19 protein-coding genes and 2 pseudogenes are annotated in these 16943 nt (G+C 61.2%); 10 read left to right on the top strand and 11 right to left on the bottom strand.

Features of this window, described 5'->3' with window-relative positions; genetic code table 11:
- Positions 1 to 2: 2 nt before the first annotated feature.
- Positions 3 to 542, top strand: coding sequence for a peptide deformylase (gene def / locus HDC32_RS10655; protein ID WP_184743880.1), 540 nt, complete (start codon positions 3 to 5; stop codon positions 540 to 542).
- An 81-nt stretch (positions 543 to 623) separates the two neighbouring features.
- On the opposite strand, the pseudogene HDC32_RS10650 reads toward def, so the two are convergent.
- The 3 genes and pseudogenes from HDC32_RS10650 to gstA form a co-directional block, all read right to left on the bottom strand.
- A pseudogene (locus HDC32_RS10650) lies at positions 624 to 860 on the bottom strand (methyltransferase); the annotation flags it as partial.
- Positions 778 to 1266, bottom strand: coding sequence for a GNAT family N-acetyltransferase (locus tag HDC32_RS10645; RefSeq protein WP_260403592.1), 489 nt, complete (start codon positions 1264 to 1266; stop codon positions 778 to 780). The pseudogene HDC32_RS10650 and the gene HDC32_RS10645, both read right to left, overlap by 83 nt.
- Before the next feature lie 353 nt (positions 1267 to 1619).
- Positions 1620 to 2222: a glutathione transferase GstA gene (gene gstA / locus HDC32_RS10640; RefSeq protein ID WP_184743877.1), complete on the bottom strand. Its 603-nt coding sequence runs from the start codon at positions 2220 to 2222 to the stop codon at positions 1620 to 1622.
- A 96-nt stretch (positions 2223 to 2318) separates the two neighbouring features.
- On the opposite strand from gstA, the gene HDC32_RS10635 reads away from it, so the two are divergent.
- Complete coding sequence (locus tag HDC32_RS10635; protein WP_145337893.1) at positions 2319 to 3188, top strand: LysR family transcriptional regulator; 870 nt, start codon at positions 2319 to 2321, stop codon at positions 3186 to 3188.
- 41 nt (positions 3189 to 3229) lie between these two features.
- Positions 3230 to 3298, top strand: a pseudogene (locus HDC32_RS32445) (hypothetical protein); the annotation flags it as partial.
- Between the two features lie 452 nt (positions 3299 to 3750).
- Here the strand turns inward: HDC32_RS32445 and HDC32_RS10625 are convergent.
- From HDC32_RS10625 to HDC32_RS10605, 5 genes are all read right to left on the bottom strand, one after another.
- Positions 3751 to 4251: a hypothetical protein gene (locus HDC32_RS10625; RefSeq protein WP_131697842.1), complete on the bottom strand. Its 501-nt coding sequence runs from the start codon at positions 4249 to 4251 to the stop codon at positions 3751 to 3753.
- A gap of 133 nt (positions 4252 to 4384) precedes the next feature.
- Positions 4385 to 5794, bottom strand: a complete 1410-nt coding sequence (locus HDC32_RS10620) for an MFS transporter (RefSeq protein ID WP_167655090.1) — start codon at positions 5792 to 5794, stop codon at positions 4385 to 4387.
- A 12-nt stretch (positions 5795 to 5806) separates the two neighbouring features.
- On the bottom strand, positions 5807 to 6544 hold the full coding sequence (locus tag HDC32_RS10615) for an NAD(P)-dependent oxidoreductase (RefSeq protein ID WP_167655089.1): 738 nt from the start codon (positions 6542 to 6544) through the stop codon (positions 5807 to 5809).
- 10 nt (positions 6545 to 6554) lie between these two features.
- On the bottom strand, positions 6555 to 7187 hold the full coding sequence (locus HDC32_RS10610; RefSeq protein ID WP_131697839.1) for a glutathione S-transferase family protein: 633 nt from the start codon (positions 7185 to 7187) through the stop codon (positions 6555 to 6557).
- Positions 7188 to 7276: 89 nt separating this feature from the next.
- Complete coding sequence (locus HDC32_RS10605) at positions 7277 to 8308, bottom strand: LacI family DNA-binding transcriptional regulator (protein WP_184744160.1); 1032 nt, start codon at positions 8306 to 8308, stop codon at positions 7277 to 7279.
- A 212-nt stretch (positions 8309 to 8520) separates the two neighbouring features.
- Between HDC32_RS10605 and HDC32_RS10600 the strand changes: the two genes are divergently transcribed.
- Positions 8521 to 9054, top strand: coding sequence for a gluconokinase (locus HDC32_RS10600; RefSeq protein WP_131697837.1), 534 nt, complete (start codon positions 8521 to 8523; stop codon positions 9052 to 9054).
- Between the two features lie 84 nt (positions 9055 to 9138).
- Entirely contained in the window at positions 9139 to 10491 is a 1353-nt protein-coding gene (locus tag HDC32_RS10595; protein ID WP_131697836.1) for a GntP family permease, read from the top strand.
- 97 nt (positions 10492 to 10588) lie between these two features.
- Here HDC32_RS10595 and alaC read toward each other — a convergent pair whose 3' ends face one another.
- On the bottom strand, positions 10589 to 11800 hold the full coding sequence (gene alaC / locus HDC32_RS10590) for an alanine transaminase (protein ID WP_032891031.1): 1212 nt from the start codon (positions 11798 to 11800) through the stop codon (positions 10589 to 10591).
- Positions 11801 to 11996: 196 nt separating this feature from the next.
- Here alaC and HDC32_RS10585 point away from each other — a divergent pair, with 196 nt between their 5' ends.
- On the top strand, positions 11997 to 12476 hold the full coding sequence (locus HDC32_RS10585) for a GyrI-like domain-containing protein (RefSeq protein ID WP_131697835.1): 480 nt from the start codon (positions 11997 to 11999) through the stop codon (positions 12474 to 12476).
- Positions 12477 to 12746: 270 nt separating this feature from the next.
- Here the strand turns inward: HDC32_RS10585 and HDC32_RS10580 are convergent, their stop codons facing one another.
- Positions 12747 to 13256 (bottom strand): GNAT family N-acetyltransferase, encoded by a 510-nt coding sequence (locus HDC32_RS10580; RefSeq protein WP_167655087.1) that lies wholly within the window; start codon positions 13254 to 13256, stop codon positions 12747 to 12749.
- A gap of 145 nt (positions 13257 to 13401) precedes the next feature.
- Here HDC32_RS10580 and HDC32_RS10575 point away from each other — a divergent pair, with 145 nt between their 5' ends.
- Genes HDC32_RS10575 through HDC32_RS10560 form a run of 4 tightly spaced genes read left to right on the top strand, consistent with a single transcriptional unit; the run spans position 13402 to position 15948 of the window.
- Complete coding sequence (locus HDC32_RS10575; protein WP_167655086.1) at positions 13402 to 13821, top strand: nuclear transport factor 2 family protein; 420 nt, start codon at positions 13402 to 13404, stop codon at positions 13819 to 13821.
- Positions 13822 to 13864: 43 nt separating this feature from the next.
- The gene (locus HDC32_RS10570) at positions 13865 to 14209 is read left to right on the top strand and encodes a YciI family protein (protein ID WP_131697832.1); all 345 of its coding nucleotides are present in this window, start codon (positions 13865 to 13867) and stop codon (positions 14207 to 14209) included.
- Positions 14210 to 14248: 39 nt separating this feature from the next.
- Complete coding sequence (locus tag HDC32_RS10565; protein WP_131697831.1) at positions 14249 to 14728, top strand: SRPBCC family protein; 480 nt, start codon at positions 14249 to 14251, stop codon at positions 14726 to 14728.
- Positions 14725 to 15948: an RNA polymerase sigma factor gene (locus tag HDC32_RS10560; RefSeq protein ID WP_184743874.1), complete on the top strand. Its 1224-nt coding sequence runs from the start codon at positions 14725 to 14727 to the stop codon at positions 15946 to 15948. Before HDC32_RS10565 ends, HDC32_RS10560 begins: the two co-directional genes overlap by 4 nt.
- Before the next feature lie 124 nt (positions 15949 to 16072).
- Here HDC32_RS10560 and HDC32_RS10555 read toward each other — a convergent pair whose 3' ends face one another.
- Positions 16073 to 16927, bottom strand: a complete 855-nt coding sequence (locus tag HDC32_RS10555) for a LysR family transcriptional regulator (RefSeq protein WP_184743871.1) — start codon at positions 16925 to 16927, stop codon at positions 16073 to 16075.
- Positions 16928 to 16943: the final 16 nt, after the last annotated feature.

Raw genomic sequence — 16943 nt, 5'->3', positions numbered from 1 at the left:
CGATGATCCGTGAAATCCTGAAAATGGGCGATGAGCGCCTGCTGCGTATCGCCCCGCCGGTACCGCCGGAAATGTTCGACAGCCCCGAGCTGTGGCAATTGATCGACGACATGTTCCAGACCATGGAGCACGTGGGCGGCGTCGGCCTGGCCGCCCCGCAGATTGGTGTCGACCTGCAATTGGTGATCTTTGGTTTCGAGGCCAGCGAGCGTTACCCGGATGCGCCGCCGGTGCCGCAGACCATCCTGATCAACCCACTGATCACGCCGCTCAGCCCGGTGTTGGAAGAAGGCTATGAAGGCTGCCTGTCGGTGCCCGGCCTTCGTGGCGCGGTGGGCCGTTACCAGCAGATTCGCTACGAGGGTTTTGATCCGAAGGGCGAGCCGATCGTACGTTTCGCCGATGGCTTCCACGCGCGGGTGGTGCAGCATGAATGCGACCACCTGATCGGCCGGCTGTACCCTTCGCGGATTACCGACTTCAGCAAGTTCGGGTTCATTGACGTGATGTTTCCCGACATGGACCCTGCGGCTGACGAGTAATCGCAGACACGCTGAGATCAAAATGTGGGAGGGGGCAAGTCGCACCGCCCCTCCCACATTTGATTTGCATTTGAGGCCAGGTTATTTGGCCGGTTTGACGAACCGCAACGTCATCCGGTCCGACTCGCCAATCGCCACATACTTGGCCTTATCCTGCTCCCCCAACTTCAACGTCGGCGTCAACGTCCACACACCAGCGGGATAATCCTTGGTGTCCTTCGGGTTGGCGTTGACCTCACTCTGGCCAGCCAGCTTGAACCCCGCATCGGTGGCCAGTTTCACCACCTGGGCGGTGGTCAGGTAACCGCTGTCCTTGACGATCTAAGCCCATCGCGATCATCGGTTTGTTGCGCTTGTAGCGCACCAGCCGCTCGCTAAGCGATTGCGGCAATAGCGTGTCCTGGGTGAAACCCATGCGCTGATACAAACCCTCCAGGTCCGGATGGCACAACAACCACAGGGTGCCTTGCACCTCGGCCGCCGCCGCAGCTATCAATCGCCCCGCCAACCCTTGGCCGCGATACGCCGGGTCGACAAACACCCCGGTCAACCACTGTCCGCCGACCACGGGCGTCAGGCACAGACCTGCGACAATTTCGCTGTCGCGCGCTACCCACAAACGCCCGCCCTTGAGCGCCTTCATCGGTGAGTGATGGCTGCGATAAAACTTGTTCAGCAGCGGCCACAGCGGCTCAGCCAGGGGTTCGATGTGCAGTTCGGGCATGGTGTTTGGCCGACATAATCAAGGGCCGGGGATTATAAGCGCCTTCTGTGCGGCAATAGGTGGTATACCCAGTGTTACATCCCCTGTAAGTGGAGCATGCATCATGGCCAAAGGTATGGATTCAAAGAAAGCCGCGAAGAAGAAACCGGCAAAGACCGCCGACGAAAAACGCGCGGACAAGAAAGCCAAGAAAACCGAGACAGGCCTGTTCGGTCACTGAGTTACACGCTTAGAACCAAACGATCTGCAAGATTTTCCCGCGTCACGGCACAGGGCAGGAAATACCTGCTCTGAGTTGCCGATGCCCAACAATTCACGGCGTCGGCGGTTCCTGCACTCCGTTGCATTTCAGCTTATGGGTTTTCGGCGGCCAACGCGGCGATGACCGCTGGCCGCTCGCCTACCCGCTGCATAAACGCCACCAGCGCCGGCCACTGTTGCAGATCAATGTGGTGAAACGCCGCCCAGCGCAGCACCACAAACAAGTACGCATCCGCCACCGAATACTGCCCGCCCAACAGATAATCCTGGCTCTGCAGGGTCTGCACCAGAACTGCCAAACGCTTGTACAACGTGGCCAGGAACATCGCCCGCACGTCACCCTGGATCGCACCGTTGAAGAACACCGCCAGGCCTCCATGAATTTCCGTGGCAATAAAATTCAGCCATTCCTGCAAGCGCACGCGCGCCCAGCTGTCATTGGCCGGGGCCAGGCCCGCTGTGGGTTTCAGGTCGGCCAGGTATTGCAGGATCGCGCTGGCTTCGGTCAGCACCTGGCCGTTATCCAGTTGCAGCGCAGCGACGTAGCCCTTGGGGTTGATCTGAAGGTAGTCCTGGCCATCGGCAGTGGTTTTGGCCTGGTTGTCGACCCGTACCAACTCGAACGGCAACGCCAATTCGCGCAGCACGATATGCGGCGCGAGGGAACAGGCGTTCGGCGAAAAATACAGCTTCATCGTGGGCAACTCCGTAGGATTTGCGTCAGTCTCACGGGCATGGCACCGTGCGTAAAATTAAACCTTCAGACCCCTGCCATAAGGACAGCGACTGCCATGATGAACCTGATGCACTGGCGCCTGCTGGTGGCTGTGGCCGATCAGGGCAGCATTACCGCTGCCGCCGAATGCGTGGGCATGACCCAATCCGCCGCCAGCCAGGCCATGGCCAGCATGGAGGCAACCCTGGGCGCGCAACTGTTCACCCGCGAACCACGCAAGACGTTGCCCACTGCCCTGGGGTTGAGTGTGATCGAGCAGGCACGGGTGATGCTGGGTGCGTTGCAGACCATTCGCAGCACTGTGGATGAAGCGCGCCCGATGCTGCGTGGAAGTCTTCGTATCGCCAGTTTCCCCAAGGTGCTGGCAACGTTTCTGACACCGCTGTTGCAACGTTTCCGTCAGTTGTACCCCGGCATCGAGGTCACCACCCTGGATGTCACCGACAACGAAGTACTCACCCTGCTCGATGCCGACCTGATCGACCTGGGCGTGGTGCTCAACCCCCGGCCCGAGCGCAACGCCACGGTGTTGGGGCGGGACTTGTGGCTGGCGGTGCTGCCCGCGAACCATACGTTGGCGCAACGCTCGGTTGATGCCACGGTGTCGCTTGAGGAATTGCTCGCACAACCCTTCGTCCTCGCCACCGGTGGTTGCACTGCCAATGCCCGTAGCCTGGGAGCCGCGGCGGGGCTGAGCCTGAGCGATATCCGCGTGGAAGTGCGCGAATGGAACAGCGCGTTTAGCCTGGTGCGTGAGGGCGTCGGCGTCACGCTGGTACCGGAAATGGCCCTGCCGGTTCAACGTAATGGTCTGCGCGTAATGCCGTTGACGGTGCCGCTGCACCGCGAGTTTGCCTTGGTCGGTTCACCCACCCGTCCCCCTTCGGCCGCCAGCAGTGCCTTGTTGAAAATGCTGGCTGATTAGTGGCATTGCCTCACGGCAAGCTGTGTCTATGCTCACGCTGGCGTGGGTTTGCGGTAGTGGCCGATGAAGTGTGCAGCCTCGCTGCACGTACCAGCCAGGCGACGGTGGAAAATGTGGAGGTGTGCGCAAGTAAAACCACGGCATGTGGTGGATGCGATCGGGCATTTCAATTCGACATTGCAACTGCGGTAAACAGATTTCCACTTTGATAACCCGATCAATGTGGGAGCGAGCCAGCTCTTATCAAACTTGAAATAACTGACTGATTTTAAAGGGTTAAAATTTCACCCTAAAGTCTTGAGTCTTGCATAAGCAATTTCAGTCGACGGCATTCTTGTGGCGAGCGGGCTTGTCGAATCGTCGCACCGCCCGCGTTGGGCTGCGCAGCAGCCCCAAAACCAGGCGCAGAAGAGTGCCTGATACACTGCATTCGTCTTCATCAGGGGCTGCTTCGCACCCCAACGCGGGACAAGCCCGCTCGCCACAGAGGTTCCAGTTTGCTGCGCGACAGCGCTACGTTGAAGAGGTAGTGGGGCCTTCCACATTTGATCAGCGGTGCCTGTTAGATCGCCGCCAGGGTTTCTTTCACTGTCTGCGCCTGCGGCTCAGTGGTCTTCGCCGCCACCTGCTGCTCTTGCTGCTGCTTCAAGCGCTCAGCCACTTGCTTGGAAATGGCGTCCTGCTTTTCCTGCGACATGTTCTGCACATCCGCCTCGGTCAACCCCTGCTCCTTGAGCAATTGCTCACGGATTCGCTCGGCCGGGGTTTTGCTCATGTAATCGGTGAAGTCTGCACGGGCGGAGCTGGTGGCGGGTACATCCGTCGTCGCCGTGGTAGCCGCAGTGCTGGCCTGCAACTGCACGCGGGTCTTGGCGAAAGCTTCGTCGATGCGATCGCTCGCCTTGTCCAGATCCTTCTGCGCGGCCGGCAGGGTCACGCTTTGCTGCGCCGCTTGCAGGGCACCGCTGTACAGCGTGCTGGCGGCGGCGTTGGCAGGGTCCATGTCGGGCCGCGTGATCTTTTGAATGGTCGACACGGCTTGGGTGTTGTTGTTAACCAGCATGATCGGTCACCTGGGAAAATGTTCGGTGCCATAGCGGGAGCAAATAACATGCCGGGTCCGATAACCCCGGTTTTACTGGATTTGGCCTGGCCGCCGCGGCAAACATTGTCCCGCAGGCGGCCAACCGTTGCCGTCAATGGGCGATATTTTCCAAGGCCAGGTTGCGCGTACGCGGGCCGAACCAACTGATGGTGATCATCACGATCAGCATGCTGCTGGCAATAAACGCCAGCACACCGGGTGTGCCCAGGTGTTCGAGGATAAAACCGATCAACAGGCTGCTGAACACCGTCGACAAGCGGCTGAATGAATAGCAGAACCCCACCGCCCGCGCGCGGATATTGGTCGGGAACAGCTCGCTCTGGTAGGAGTGGTAACTGAAGCTCAGCCAGGCGTTGCAGAAGGTGATCATCACCCCGCAGATCACCAGCCCCACCGCCGTGGTCTGCAGGGCGAACAGGCTGCCGAAGATCACCGCGCCCATGGCCGAGCCGACAATCTGCCATTTGTTTTCAAAGCGGTTGGCCACCTTCACGAACAGCAACGGCCCCAGCGGGTAGGCGAGGGTGATGATAAAGGCGTACAGCAAGCTGTGGGTCACGCTGACGCCTTGCCCCGAGAGCAACGCCGGCAGCCAGTTGCCGAAACCAAAAAAGCCGATGGCCTGGAACACATGGAACACAATCAGCATCAACGCGCGGCGGCGGTATGGCGGTTGCCAGATGTCGGCAAAACGGCCGCTGCCTTGCACACTGACCGCTTCGGGTTCGGGTTCATCCAGCGGTTTGCCGTGGTCTTTCCGGCAGCGCGCCTCAAGGCTGTCCATGATCGTACCGGCTTCTTCGAAGCGGCCTTTCTGCGCCAGCCAGCGCGGTGACTCCGGCAGGCGCTTGCGCAGTTGCCAGATAAACAGCGCAAACACCGCACTGCTAAGCACCACCCAGCGCCAACCCGAGACCCCGAACGGGGCCTGGGGCACCAGCCACCACGACATCAACGCTACGGCCGGCACCGACAGGAACTGGATGAAAAACGCAAAGGCAAACGCTGAACTGCGCATGCGCTTGGGCACCAGTTCAGACAGATAGGCGTCGATGGTCACCAGCTCGATACCCAGGCCGATGCCCACCAGGAAACGCATGCAGATAATGCCCAGCGCGGACGTCTGAATGCCCATCAACACCGTGGCGACGGTGTACCAGATCAGCGCGAAGGTAAAAATCGCCCGGCGTCCGAAGCGGTCGGCGATGGGGCTGAGCAGGCTGGCGCCGAGGAACAGGCCGAGGAAGGTCGCCGAGGCGAATGCCGCCTGGTCCGAGAAGCCAAACACGCCCTCGCTGCCGGTGTGGAAAATCCCGTCACTGATCAGGCCGGGGCTGATGTAGGCGGTCTGGAACAAGTCATACAGCTCGAAAAAACCGCCGATCGACAGCAGCGCCACCAGGCGCCAGACCGTGGCGACGGCGGGCAGGCGGTCGATACGCGCGCTGATATGGGCGGCGCGGATCGGGTCGATGCCGTCTGTAGCGGGGAGTGCAGGCATGGCGGGAAAAACTCAGTCAGTGATGGGGATATCGAAGGTCTGAAATGCATCGTCCAGCGGATGGTAACCCAACACCCGCGTGGTTTCGCTCAGGTCCAGGCGCTTGAAGCGGTTATTAGAAATGCCGTGGGCGATCAGGTGTTTCACGCCTTCGGCCTCCACTGAACGCTGCAGCAGGTGCACCGCATCCCGCGGGCTGAGCCAGGCACTGAGGTCACGGGCGTTGTTCAGGTCGTGGGTTTCCACGAATTCGAAGGCGCCGATGCGCAGGGCAATCGTCGACAGCGGGGTTTTTGCCGCGTAGTAGCCACACAGCGCTTCGCCGTAGCATTTGCTCACGCCATACAGGTTGGCGGGCATCACCGGCATGCCTGGGGTGATCTGCCGGTCTACCGGATAGCCTTCGATGGTTTGTGCACTGCTGGCGAATACCAGGCGTTGCACACCCGCAGCCACGGCGGCTTCGAACAGGTAGGTGGTGGCGAGGATATTGTTCGGCAGCAGTTCGTCGAACGAGGCGCTGGCGTGGGGGATGCCCGACAGGTGCACGATCACGTCGATACCTTCGAGCAGGCTGGCCAGGGCGGCTTTGTCGCTGAGGTCGGCATGTACGAAGCGGTGTTCGCCCAAATCGAAATCCGGCGCGATGCGGTCTGTGAGGGTGAAACGGTAGCGGTCTTTCGAGGCGTCGAAAAACGTCTTGCCGATTCTGCCGCAGGCGCCGGTGAGCAGTACGGTGAGTCCTTTCACGTGCATGTCCTTAGTTGTGACCGTCGAGGGCGAAGAGCTGGAAGCCCTGGTGCTGGCCGAGGCGCTGGTAGTAGGCGGCAATGGCGGGGTAGGCCGGGCGCTCCATCGGCGTCATCTGCCAGCGGTGCACCGAGAGGCCGATGAGGATGTCGGCGAGGGTGAATTCATCGCCGGCAACAAAGGCGCCGGTCCTCGCCAACTGTTGCTCGAGGATGCCCATCTTGTCGTTCCAGAGTTGCACGGCGGCAGCAATCTGTGCCGCGTCCAGGCCGTCCGGGTTATTGCGTACCAGGGCGGTGAAGGCATCGCCCCAGGCACGATTGAGTTCGACGGCCTGCCAGTCGATCCACTGCTCGACCCGGGCCCGTGGTGCGGGCTCGACGGGCAGCAGGTCGTGGCGTTGGTAAAGCCCCACGAGGTAGCGGCAGATGGTATTGGATTCCCACAGCACGCCGTGGTCGTCGATCAGCACCGGTATCTGCGCGTTGGGGTTCAGGGCGAGGAATTCGGCGGACTGGGTGGGCTGGAAGCCGATGCCCCAGTCTTCGCGCACATAGTCAATGCCCAGTTCCTGACAGGTCCAGAGCACTTTGCGTACGTTGATTGAGGACGTGCGGCCCAGGATTTTCAGTGAGTGTGCCATGTTGCTTTCCTTGCGGTGGAGAACAGCCAATCTAGCAGGAGGGAGAAGCTACGGCGATGCCACCGAGCGGGCAGGCTCAAAATGTGGGCCTACGTGCTTTCCCGCACCTGCAGCTCAAACCCCATATCCACCACCGGCTTGGCGATCTTGTTGCCCGCCATGATCGTCAGCAAGTTCTCCGCCGCCCGCCGCCCAATCGCTTCCCGGGGCGTGCTGATACTGCTCAGGCGCGGCACCATGAACGACGACGCCGGCAAGTCGTTGAAGCCCAGCACCGCCACGCGCTCTGGCACTTTGATGCCGTGGCGCATGGCTTCGAGCAGCGCGCCCTGGGCCAGGTCGTCGTTGCCGAAGAAGATCGCATCCACATCCGGATGGGCCGCCAGCAGTTGCAGGAACAGTTCGCCGCCCAGGCCCACCGAGGAGGGGCGTGGTGTCAGCAGTTCCAGCGCCGGGTCGTACAGGCCGGCCTGTTGCAGTGCCCGGCGGAAGCCTTCGCCACGCAACAGGGTGCGTTGGTCCAGTTGCGCGCCGATATACGCCAGGCGCTTGCGCCCCCGTGAGATCAAATGCGCGGCGGCCGTTTCACCCGCCGCCAACTGCGAGAAGCCCACGCAATTCACGCCGGCGTTGGGGTCGAGGTCCATCATGTACACACACGGCACATTGCTGGCCTCGACCATCCGTCGGGCGCTTTCGGTGCGATCGAAGCCGGTCAGCAGCAACCCGCGGGGCTGGTAGGCCATGTAGTTGCGCAGCAGGTTTTCTTCTTCGTCGCGCGAATAGTGGGAGTTGCCGATCAGCACTTCAAAGCCCTTGGGCCGCAGTACCTGGTGAATAGCTTCAAGGGTTTCGATAAACAGCAGGTTGGACAACGACGGCACCAATACCACCACCGAATGGCTCTGGGCCGACGCCAGGGCGCGGGCGGCGGGGTTGACCACGTAGTTGAGTTCTGCAGCGGCGTGCTGGACTTTTTCCACCAGTTCGATGGCGACGGTGCTGATGCCGCGCAGCGCGCGGGAGGCGGTAATCGGGCTGACGCCGGCCAGGCGCGCGACTTCATTGAGGGTAGGGCGACCGGTGGTGCGGGTATTTTTATCGTTCTTAGAGGTCATCAGGCGGCTTGCCAAACAAAAATCGAGGCACTAAGGTAGCGCTGTCTCCAAAAGGCTGCAAATTATTGAACTTTGGGTTGCCTGATCCGGTTCAAATGATTGGAGCGGATGCACGCGTCACTCCATAAAAATGACAAGACGGCGCGGGAAAAGCCTGTTTTTGCACTCGCCTTACAGCGTGCAAAGGTAGCGCTATCTGCGTCTTGAGGTGTTTCATGAGTCAACCTGTTACCGCCCTGGTCATCATGGGTGTTGCCGGCTGTGGCAAAACCAGTGTCAGCGAGGCCCTGTGCCGCCTGAACGGTGCCACCGCCATTGAAGGCGACAGCTTCCACCCCGCCGCGAACATCGAAAAGATGAGCGCCGGCCACCCCCTCAACGACGACGACCGCGCCGGCTGGCTCGATATCCTGTGCGATGAACTGCGCCGTTCGCTCAAAGCCGGTGAACATCCGGTACTCACCTGCTCCGCGCTGAAAAAGAAATACCGCGACCACCTGCGCGAAGCCGCGCCGGGTCTGGGCTTTGTATTCCTGGAGCTGACCCGCGAAGTCGCCGCCGACCGCGTGTCCCATCGCCCCGGCCATTTCATGCCGGCAAGCCTCATCGACAGCCAGTTCGCCACCCTTGAATCGCCCAAGGGCGAGCCGCTGACCCTGGCCCTCAATGCCAGCGAAGACAGCGTCGAGGAACTGGCCGAGCAGACCAACGCCTGGTGGCTGAAGCACGGTTTTGAACCATCCAACTGATTTTTTGCCGGAAGAGATAGCGCTATCCCCGGCAGGAAATTCAACACCCGCTTTAATAACAACAACAAACAGGAGAGACCCCCCATGTTTGGCATGTCCCACGAGTCGTACCTGCTGTTAGATGCAGTCGTCACCATCATCGGGCTGATCGTCTTGATCACCCGGTTCAAGGTTCACCCGTTCATTGCGCTGATCATCGCGGCAGGCTTCCTCGGCCTGACCTCGGGCATGCCGGTGGACAAGATCATCAAGGCGTTCCAGGACGGCTTCGGCGGGGTGCTCGGCTTTGTCGGCATCATCCTCGCGCTGGGCACCATGCTCGGCAAGATGATGGCCGAATCCGGCGGCGCCGATCAGATCGCCCAGACCCTGATCCGCGCCTTCGGCAAGGACAAGGTCCAGTGGGCCATGATGTTCGCCGCGTTCCTGGTGGGCATTCCGCTGTTCTTCGAGATCGGCTTTGTGCTGCTGATCCCGCTGGTGTTTATCGTTGCGCGCCGCACCGGCGTGTCGCTGATCAAGATCGGCATCCCGCTGCTCGCCGGCCTTTCGGCAGTCCACGGCCTGGTGCCGCCGCACCCGGGCCCGCTGCTGGCCATCGGCGTGTTTGGCGCCGACATCGGCAAGACCATCCTGTACGGCCTGATCGTCGCGCTGCCGACAGCCATCATCGCTGGCCCGATCTTCGGTACGTTTATCGCCAAGTACATCCCGGGCAACCCGTCCCAGGAACTGGTCGACCAACTGGCCCGCGAGCCTGAGAACAAAAACCTGCCGAGCTTCAGTATCACCCTGGTCACCGTGCTGTTGCCGGTGTTCCTGATGCTGCTCAAAACCTTCGCCGACATCGCCTTTGCCGAAGGCAACGTAGTGCGCAACTGGATGGACATGATCGGCCACCCGATCACCGCCTTGCTGCTGGCGTTGCTGCTGTCGCTGTACACCTTTGGCAGCCGCCAGGGCATCCACTCCAAGCAGATCCTCAAGCTGCTCGATGCCAGCCTTGCGCCGACCGCCGCGATCATCCTGATCATCGGTGCCGGTGGTGGCTTCAAGCAGATGCTGGTGACCAGCGGCGTGGGTGACGTGATCGGCCATATGGCGGTGAACGCGCAGATCAACCCGATCCTGCTGGCGTGGCTGGTGGCGGCGGTGATTCGTGTGGCGACCGGTTCGGCCACCGTGGCGACCATTACCGGCGCGGGCATCGTGGTGCCGGTGGTGGGGATGATTCCCGGGGTTAACCGTGAGCTGCTGGTGTTGGCGACGGGGGCGGGTTCGTTGATCCTGTCTCACGTCAACGATGCGGGGTTCTGGCTGGTGAAGCAGTACTTCAACATGACCGTGGCCGAGACCTTCAAGACCTGGACGGCGATGGAGACCATCCTCTCCATTGTGGCACTGATCTTTATCATGCTGCTGTCGTTGGTGGTCTAACCGACACACCACAAGGCAAGGGTGAAAACCCAATGCAAATGTGGGAGGGGGCAAGCCCCCTCCCACATTTTGACCACATTTGTTCAGGTTAATCGGGTCAGGCTTTAGCGACCAGCCCATCCGCCCGGAACATCCCGCGAATCCCGCGCACCGCCTGGCGAATCCGGTCCTGGTTCTCGATCAGCGCAAAGCGTACATGATCATCCCCATACTCGCCAAACCCAATCCCCGGCGACACACAGACCTTCGCTTCCAGCAGCAGCTTCTTGGCAAACTCCAGCGAACCCATGGCGGCATACGCTTCCGGGATCTTCGCCCAGACGTACATCGACGCCTTGGGATTCTCCACCATCCAGCCCAGCTCATGCAGGCCCTTGACCAGCACGTTGCGGCGCTGGCGGTACTGCTCGGCGATGTCTTTCACGCACTGCTGGTCGCCTTCCAACGCAGCAATCGCGGCGACTTGCAGCGGGGTGAAGGTGCCGTAGTCGTGGTAGCTCTTGATCCGTGCCAGGGCGTTGACCAGTTCCGGGTTGCCTACCATGAAACCGATGCGCCAGCCGGCCATGTTGTAGCTCTTGGACAGGGTGAAAAACTCCACCGCAATGTCCTTGGCGCCCGGCACTTGCATGATCGATGGGGCTTTCCAGCCGTCGTAGACGATGTCGGCGTAGGCCAGGTCATGCACCACCAGCACGTCGTACTGCTTGGCCAGGGCGATCACCCGTTCGAAAAAATCCAGCTCCACACACTGCGCGGTCGGGTTGGACGGGAAGCCGAGAATCATCATCTTCGGCTTGGGGATCGAGCCGCGGATCGCCCGTTCCAGCTCGGCGAAGAAGTCCACGCCAGGAATCAGCGGTACCGAACGCACCTGAGCGCCGGCAATCACGGCACCGTAGATATGAATCGGGTAGCTCGGGTTGGGCACCAGTACCGTGTCGCCCTGGTCCAGGGTCGCCAGCATCAAATGCGCCAGGCCTTCCTTGGAACCGATGGTCACGATGGCTTCGGTTTCGGGGTCGATGTCCACTTCGTAGCGGTCTTTGTACCAGCGCGAAATCGCCCGGCGCAGACGCGGAATGCCTTTGGAGGTGGAGTAGCCGTGGGTGTCTTCACGCTGGGCGACGGTAACCATTTTCTCCACGATATGGGGAGGTGTGGCGCCGTCGGGGTTACCCATGCTCAAGTCGATGATGTCTTCGCCGCGCCGACGCGCAGCCATCTTCAGCTCGGCAGTGATATTGAAAACATACGGGGGGAGTCGATCTATGCGCGCAAAGCGGCGCGGCGAACCTTGGTCGGCCATTGTTGCCTCGAGAGTACGTAAGCGCCCGGAACCGTCCGAGCGACGTCGGCCACTGCGGTGGCCTGCGGGGCAGACAATACGGTCGATGATGGCCAGTTGTCCAGATGCGTAGGAAAATTTTCTACATGGAGTACTGCAAGGATATGCCCCTATACTCGATACGGGTTTGTTCCCTCATAAGAAGGAGACTGTTCAGATGGATCAGCAGACAAAACAACCGTTAGAGCCACGCATGGAAGAGGGCAAGTCCCTGGTGATCGCCGGGGTACAAGGGCGTTATTCGAAGGCGACCGTGGGGGATATCCCCAAGTTGTGGAGTGTGTTCGACGAAAGCGTAAAACACATCAAGAAACGCGTCGGCGGTGTGACCTACGGCGTTTGCCATAACCCCAGCCACGGTGAATTCGATTACATGGCCGGGGTGGAAGTACCGTCCAAAGGCGATGTGCCGAGCAACTTCGAGTTCGTCGAACTGCCTGCGCACCGCTACGCCGTGTTCCCGCACTATGGCCCGGTGCAGGCATTGGAGCAGACTTACGAGCGCATCATGTTCGAGTGGTTGCCGCACTCGGGCTACAAGGTGGCGGGGGCGGATTTCGAGCGCTATAGCGCGGATTTTGATGGGCGCAAGGGCACGGGCACGGTGGAGATCTGGTTGCCTGTGGAAGCCAAGTAACCGGCTGGCTGAACACGTCCCTCTGTGGCGAGCGGGCTCGCCCCGCGTTGGGCTGCGCAGCGGCCCCAAAACCTACCGCTGCGGTTCACCCGGAAGAATGCGGCGGCACTGAATAGGGCTGCTGCGCAGCCCATCGGGAGCACGCCCCTCGGCAGAGCCATGGTTAAGACGCATGGCGCGAACTTGGCTGTCGGGTTGCTGAGCGATAACTGAAATATTCATGTCACATATTCATTACTTTTTATCGGGTAAGTCATCTATACGTGACATTTAAAGCAGGCCAACACCGTTTCGACCCAACACCCACCTCAACCTCCGCTCATACCCAATCCGTCCCTTATACGCCTCCCCGCTGTCCACCCACCCAGCCCCCAGATACAACCCCATCGCCGCCACATTGTGCGTGTCCACCGACAACTCCAGCGCCTTGATCTGCGGCCACGCCTGCAATGCCGCAGCCGGCAGCGCCTGCAAGCACGCCTTGCCGAATCCACGCCCTTGCTGCTGCCGATCCACCTGCAACGCGTGCAGCGTCGCGCTGTGTTCATCGGCCCAATGGGGCAGGCAGGGCGGGCGTTTAAGCAGGAGGAAGGCCACCGGAATGTCGTCGGCCAGCAGGGCAAAGCCCTTGACGCCGGGGCTGGGCTTGGCCAGCAGCGAGTTGAGGGCGCAATACATGTCGCCGGAAAACGGCAACTGCTCAGGGTGAACTTCGATGGCGCTGACGTGCTGTTGTTGCACAGCATTCAGCGTCTCGTAAGCGACAAGGCGGGTTTGCATCGGCGTGTCCGAACAGCTGCAAAGAAGGGCGCAGTCTAGCGGTTTTGTGCTGGACGATATTATTTTTCAACGGGCTGTCGATTTGCCCGCAGGCCGTTCGACTAAGGGTGTCTTCCGTGATTTTCCAACCCGAAGGAGTATCGCCATGAGTACCGCAATCAACACCCTGATCGAAGAATGGAAGCACGCCGTGCTTTCGCGGAATATCGATAAGATTGTCAGCTATTACGCCGACGATATCGTCTCGTTCGACGCCGTGACCGCCCTGCAATTCAAAGGCAAGGCCGCCTACCGTGCGCACTGGGAAGCCTGCATGGAGCACTGCCCTGGCCCAGGTATTTTCGAGTTCCACGAACTGCGTATCGTCGAGTCCCGGGACAGCGCATTCGCCCACTGGCTGGCCCACTGCGGCGGCGCCGGGCCGGACGGTGAAGTGAAGGCCTGCTGGATGCGGGTGACGGCCGGTTATCAATGCTTTAACGGCGACTGGAAGGTGGTGCATGAGCATTGGTCGGCGCCGTTTGACATGGCAAGTGGCACGGCACTGTTCGACCTGAAACCTTGAGTGCTGCGAACTATAGTCAATAGTTGCGAAAACGGAGACGCACATGAAATACCTCTGCCTGATCTACAGCAACGAACAGGTGCTGCACACCTCGCCGGACAGCCCCGCAGACCCGGAGTGTTTCGCCTACGCGCAGGCCATCCACGACAGCGGCCGGATGCTCGCCGCTGAGCCGTTGGAGTCGGTAAGCAGCGCCACCACCGTGCGCATGCGCAACGGCAAGCTGTCGATCACCGACGGGCCGTTTGCCGAAACCAAGGAACAGCTCGCCGGGTTCTATCTGATCGAGGCGCGGGACTTGAATGAAGCGATCCAAGTGGCCGGTGGCATTCCGGCCGCCCGGGTCGGCAGTGTGGAAGTGCGCCCCGTGCGCGAATTGAATCTCTGAACTCAACAACCATAAGCATAAGATTCAGGAGGTTTACCCATGCCTACGCAACCTGCCGAATTTGAACTGTCCATCAGCCGTGTGATCGATGCACCGCGCAGCCGTGTATTCCGCGCCTGGACCGAACCCGCCTTGCTGCAGCAATGGTGGGGGCCCCATGGCATGACCACCCCCGAGTGCGAAATGAACCTGTGGGTCGGTGGCCTGTTTCGCACCCTGATGCGTGCGCCGGATGGCAGTGAGTACCCGACCCAGGGCGTGTTCCTGGAGATCGTCGCCCCTCGGCGCCTGGTGTTTACCGACGCCTATACGCCGGGCTGGATCCCTTCGGGCAAACCGTTCATGACCGCTGAAGTGACCCTGCAGGAAGTCGAGGGCAACAAGACTCTCTACACCGCCCGCGCCATGCACTGGAGCGCTGAAGACAAACAGGCCCACGAGGCCATGGGCTTTCACGACGGATGGGGCCAGAGCCTGGACCGCCTGGTGACGCTGGTGACCCAGGGCATGCCTGATTGACGTCTGCAATCGAGGCCATTTACCGCAGCGAATCCCGGCGCGTCCTGGCTACGCTGATCCGCCTGCTCGGTGATTTCGACCTCGCCGAAGAGGCCTTGCACGAGGCCTTCTTCGTTGCGGTCGAACGCTGGCAGCAGGACGGTGTGCCGGACAACCCACGGGCCTGGCTGGTGTCGACCGGGCGCTTCAAGGCCATCGACCGCCTGCGCCGCCAAGCCCGTTTCGCGCCCTTGTTGCAGGCGCAGGCCGACACACTGGAAGCCGCCGACTGGAGCGTTGAGGACGTGGAAGACGACCGCCTGCGCCTGATCTTCACCTGCTGCCACCCAGCGTTGGCGGCCGACGCCCAGGCGGCGCTGACCTTGCGTGAGATCTGCGACCTCACCACCGAAGAAATCGCCCGTGCCTTTCTGGCCACCCCGGCCACCATCGCCCAGCGCATCGTGCGCGCCAAGGGCAAGATTCGCGAGGCCAAAATCCCTTATCAAGTGCCGTCACTGGCCGAGCTACCCGAGCGCCTCGACAGCGTGCTGCGCGTGATTTACCTGGTCTTCAACGAAGGCTATTCGGCGTCCATGGGCGCGGACCTCACGCGCGAGGAATTGACCCGCGAAGCCATTCGCCTCGGCCGCCTGCTCCTGGAATTACTGCCGGAGCCGGAAGTGATGGGCCTGCTGGCGCTGATGCTGTTGCACGAATCCCGCCGCGCGGCGCGCACCTCGGCCAGCGGCGAACTGGTGTTGTTGGATGAACAGGACCGTTCGCGGTGGGATGTGTGCTTGATGGCTGAAGGTTGTGCGCTGGTGGAGCAGGCACTGACCCAATGTGGTTTTGGCCCGTATTGCCTGCAGGCGGCGATTGCAGCGGTGCATGCCGAGGCACCCAACGCCGGGGAAACGGATTGGCCGCAGATTATCGGGCTCTACGATGTATTGCTCAGGGCCATGCCGTCGCCGGTGATCGAGTTGAACCGCGCCGTGGCGGTGGCCATGCGCGAAGGGCCGCTGGCGGGGTTGCAGTTGGTGGAAGGCATTCTGGCGCGTGGGGAATTGCTGGATTACCACCTGGCGCATTCGGCGCGGGGCGAGTTTTGCCGGCAGTTGGGGCGGGTGGAAGAGGCCCGGACAGCCTACGAAAAAGCCCTGTCACTGACCCGGCAAATCCCGGAAAAGCATTTCCTTGAACACCGCCTGGCCGAACTCAATCTCCCCAAGCAATGAAGATCAAAAATGTGGGAGGGGGCTTGCCCCCGATAGCAGGGTGTCAGTCGCTGTATTGGGTTACTGACCCACCGTCATCGGGGGCAAGCCCCCTCCCACCTTAATCTTCATTGTCTGAAAAAAATCACTCCAACATCTTCCCCAGCAACCAGCTCCCCGCCGGCCCCGGCGGATGGTGGCGTGACCACAGTGCATCCACGGCCACCGAACGCGGCCAACCGCGTGCCTTGAGTTCGACCAGTTGCCCGCCACCAAAGCGTTCCACCAGCCAGCGCGGAATCGGTGCCCAGCCGAAACCCAACTGGGCCATCTCCAACAGCATCAGGTAACTGGGGGCCGACCAGACGCGGCCGTTGGCACGGATTTCATTCGGGTTGATGATGCTTGCCAGGCGCAATTCGCGGTGCTGTTGCAGGGCGTGCGCGGTGAGGGTGTCAACGCCCGCCAGCGGATGTTTCGGTGACACGAACAGGGCGATTTCCGTGCGCTCGTCCACGGGCGCGCGGGTCAGGTCTGGCGGGTACGCTTCCTGGTGTTCAATAAACGCGATCTGCGCCCGACCACTTTGGACCAGGGCGATCAGGTCTTCGCATTCGGCGATCAGGCATTCCAGCTCAAGGTCCGGGTAGCGTTGTTCAAACGCGCTGAGGGCGACCTCGAAACGGTCGGACTGGTAGGTGTCCGACATGGCGATACTCAGCTTCGGCTCCAACCCCTGGGCCAACTGGCTCGCCGCCAATTCCAGCCGACTACTGGCCTCCAGCACCTGCTCGGCCCGTTGCAGCAACACATGGCCCGCTGGCGTCAGTGTCGGCTTACGGCTGCTGCGATCAAACAGCACCACATCCAGGTCAATCTCCAGGCCCGCCACGGCTGCGCTGACGGTGGACTGGCTCTTGCCGAGCTTGCGCGCCGCCGCCGAAAACGAGCCTTGGGTGGCCGCCTGCACAAACGCCTGCAGCACTTCGTTAGAGGCCATGACTATCGCCTTGATC

Source organism: Pseudomonas sp. JAI120, assembly GCF_014207255.1.
Lineage (GTDB): Bacteria > Pseudomonadota > Gammaproteobacteria > Pseudomonadales > Pseudomonadaceae > Aquipseudomonas.
Note: the sequence above shows the minus strand (reverse complement) of the source record. Positions and strands in the feature narration are given on the sequence as shown.

Bases quoted from the DNA above. Each gene is read 5' to 3' on its own strand.
- def (WP_184743880.1), top strand. From the start codon at position 3: ATGATCCGTGAAATCCTGAAAATGGGCGATGAGCGCCTGCTGCGTATC.
- HDC32_RS10645 (WP_260403592.1), bottom strand. From the start codon at position 1,266: ATGCCCGAACTGCACATCGAACCCCTGGCTGAGCCGCTGTGGCCGCTG.
- gstA (WP_184743877.1), bottom strand. From the start codon at position 2,222: ATGAAGCTGTATTTTTCGCCGAACGCCTGTTCCCTCGCGCCGCATATC.
- HDC32_RS10635 (WP_145337893.1), top strand. From the start codon at position 2,319: ATGATGAACCTGATGCACTGGCGCCTGCTGGTGGCTGTGGCCGATCAG.
- HDC32_RS10625 (WP_131697842.1), bottom strand. From the start codon at position 4,251: ATGCTGGTTAACAACAACACCCAAGCCGTGTCGACCATTCAAAAGATC.
- HDC32_RS10620 (WP_167655090.1), bottom strand. From the start codon at position 5,794: ATGCCTGCACTCCCCGCTACAGACGGCATCGACCCGATCCGCGCCGCC.
- HDC32_RS10610 (WP_131697839.1), bottom strand. From the start codon at position 7,187: ATGGCACACTCACTGAAAATCCTGGGCCGCACGTCCTCAATCAACGTA.
- HDC32_RS10600 (WP_131697837.1), top strand. From the start codon at position 8,521: ATGAGTCAACCTGTTACCGCCCTGGTCATCATGGGTGTTGCCGGCTGT.
- HDC32_RS10595 (WP_131697836.1), top strand. From the start codon at position 9,139: ATGTTTGGCATGTCCCACGAGTCGTACCTGCTGTTAGATGCAGTCGTC.
- alaC (WP_032891031.1), bottom strand. From the start codon at position 11,800: ATGGCCGACCAAGGTTCGCCGCGCCGCTTTGCGCGCATAGATCGACTC.
- HDC32_RS10585 (WP_131697835.1), top strand. From the start codon at position 11,997: ATGGATCAGCAGACAAAACAACCGTTAGAGCCACGCATGGAAGAGGGC.
- HDC32_RS10580 (WP_167655087.1), bottom strand. From the start codon at position 13,256: ATGCAAACCCGCCTTGTCGCTTACGAGACGCTGAATGCTGTGCAACAA.
- HDC32_RS10575 (WP_167655086.1), top strand. From the start codon at position 13,402: ATGAGTACCGCAATCAACACCCTGATCGAAGAATGGAAGCACGCCGTG.
- HDC32_RS10570 (WP_131697832.1), top strand. From the start codon at position 13,865: ATGAAATACCTCTGCCTGATCTACAGCAACGAACAGGTGCTGCACACC.
- HDC32_RS10565 (WP_131697831.1), top strand. From the start codon at position 14,249: ATGCCTACGCAACCTGCCGAATTTGAACTGTCCATCAGCCGTGTGATC.
- HDC32_RS10555 (WP_184743871.1), bottom strand. From the start codon at position 16,927: ATGGCCTCTAACGAAGTGCTGCAGGCGTTTGTGCAGGCGGCCACCCAA.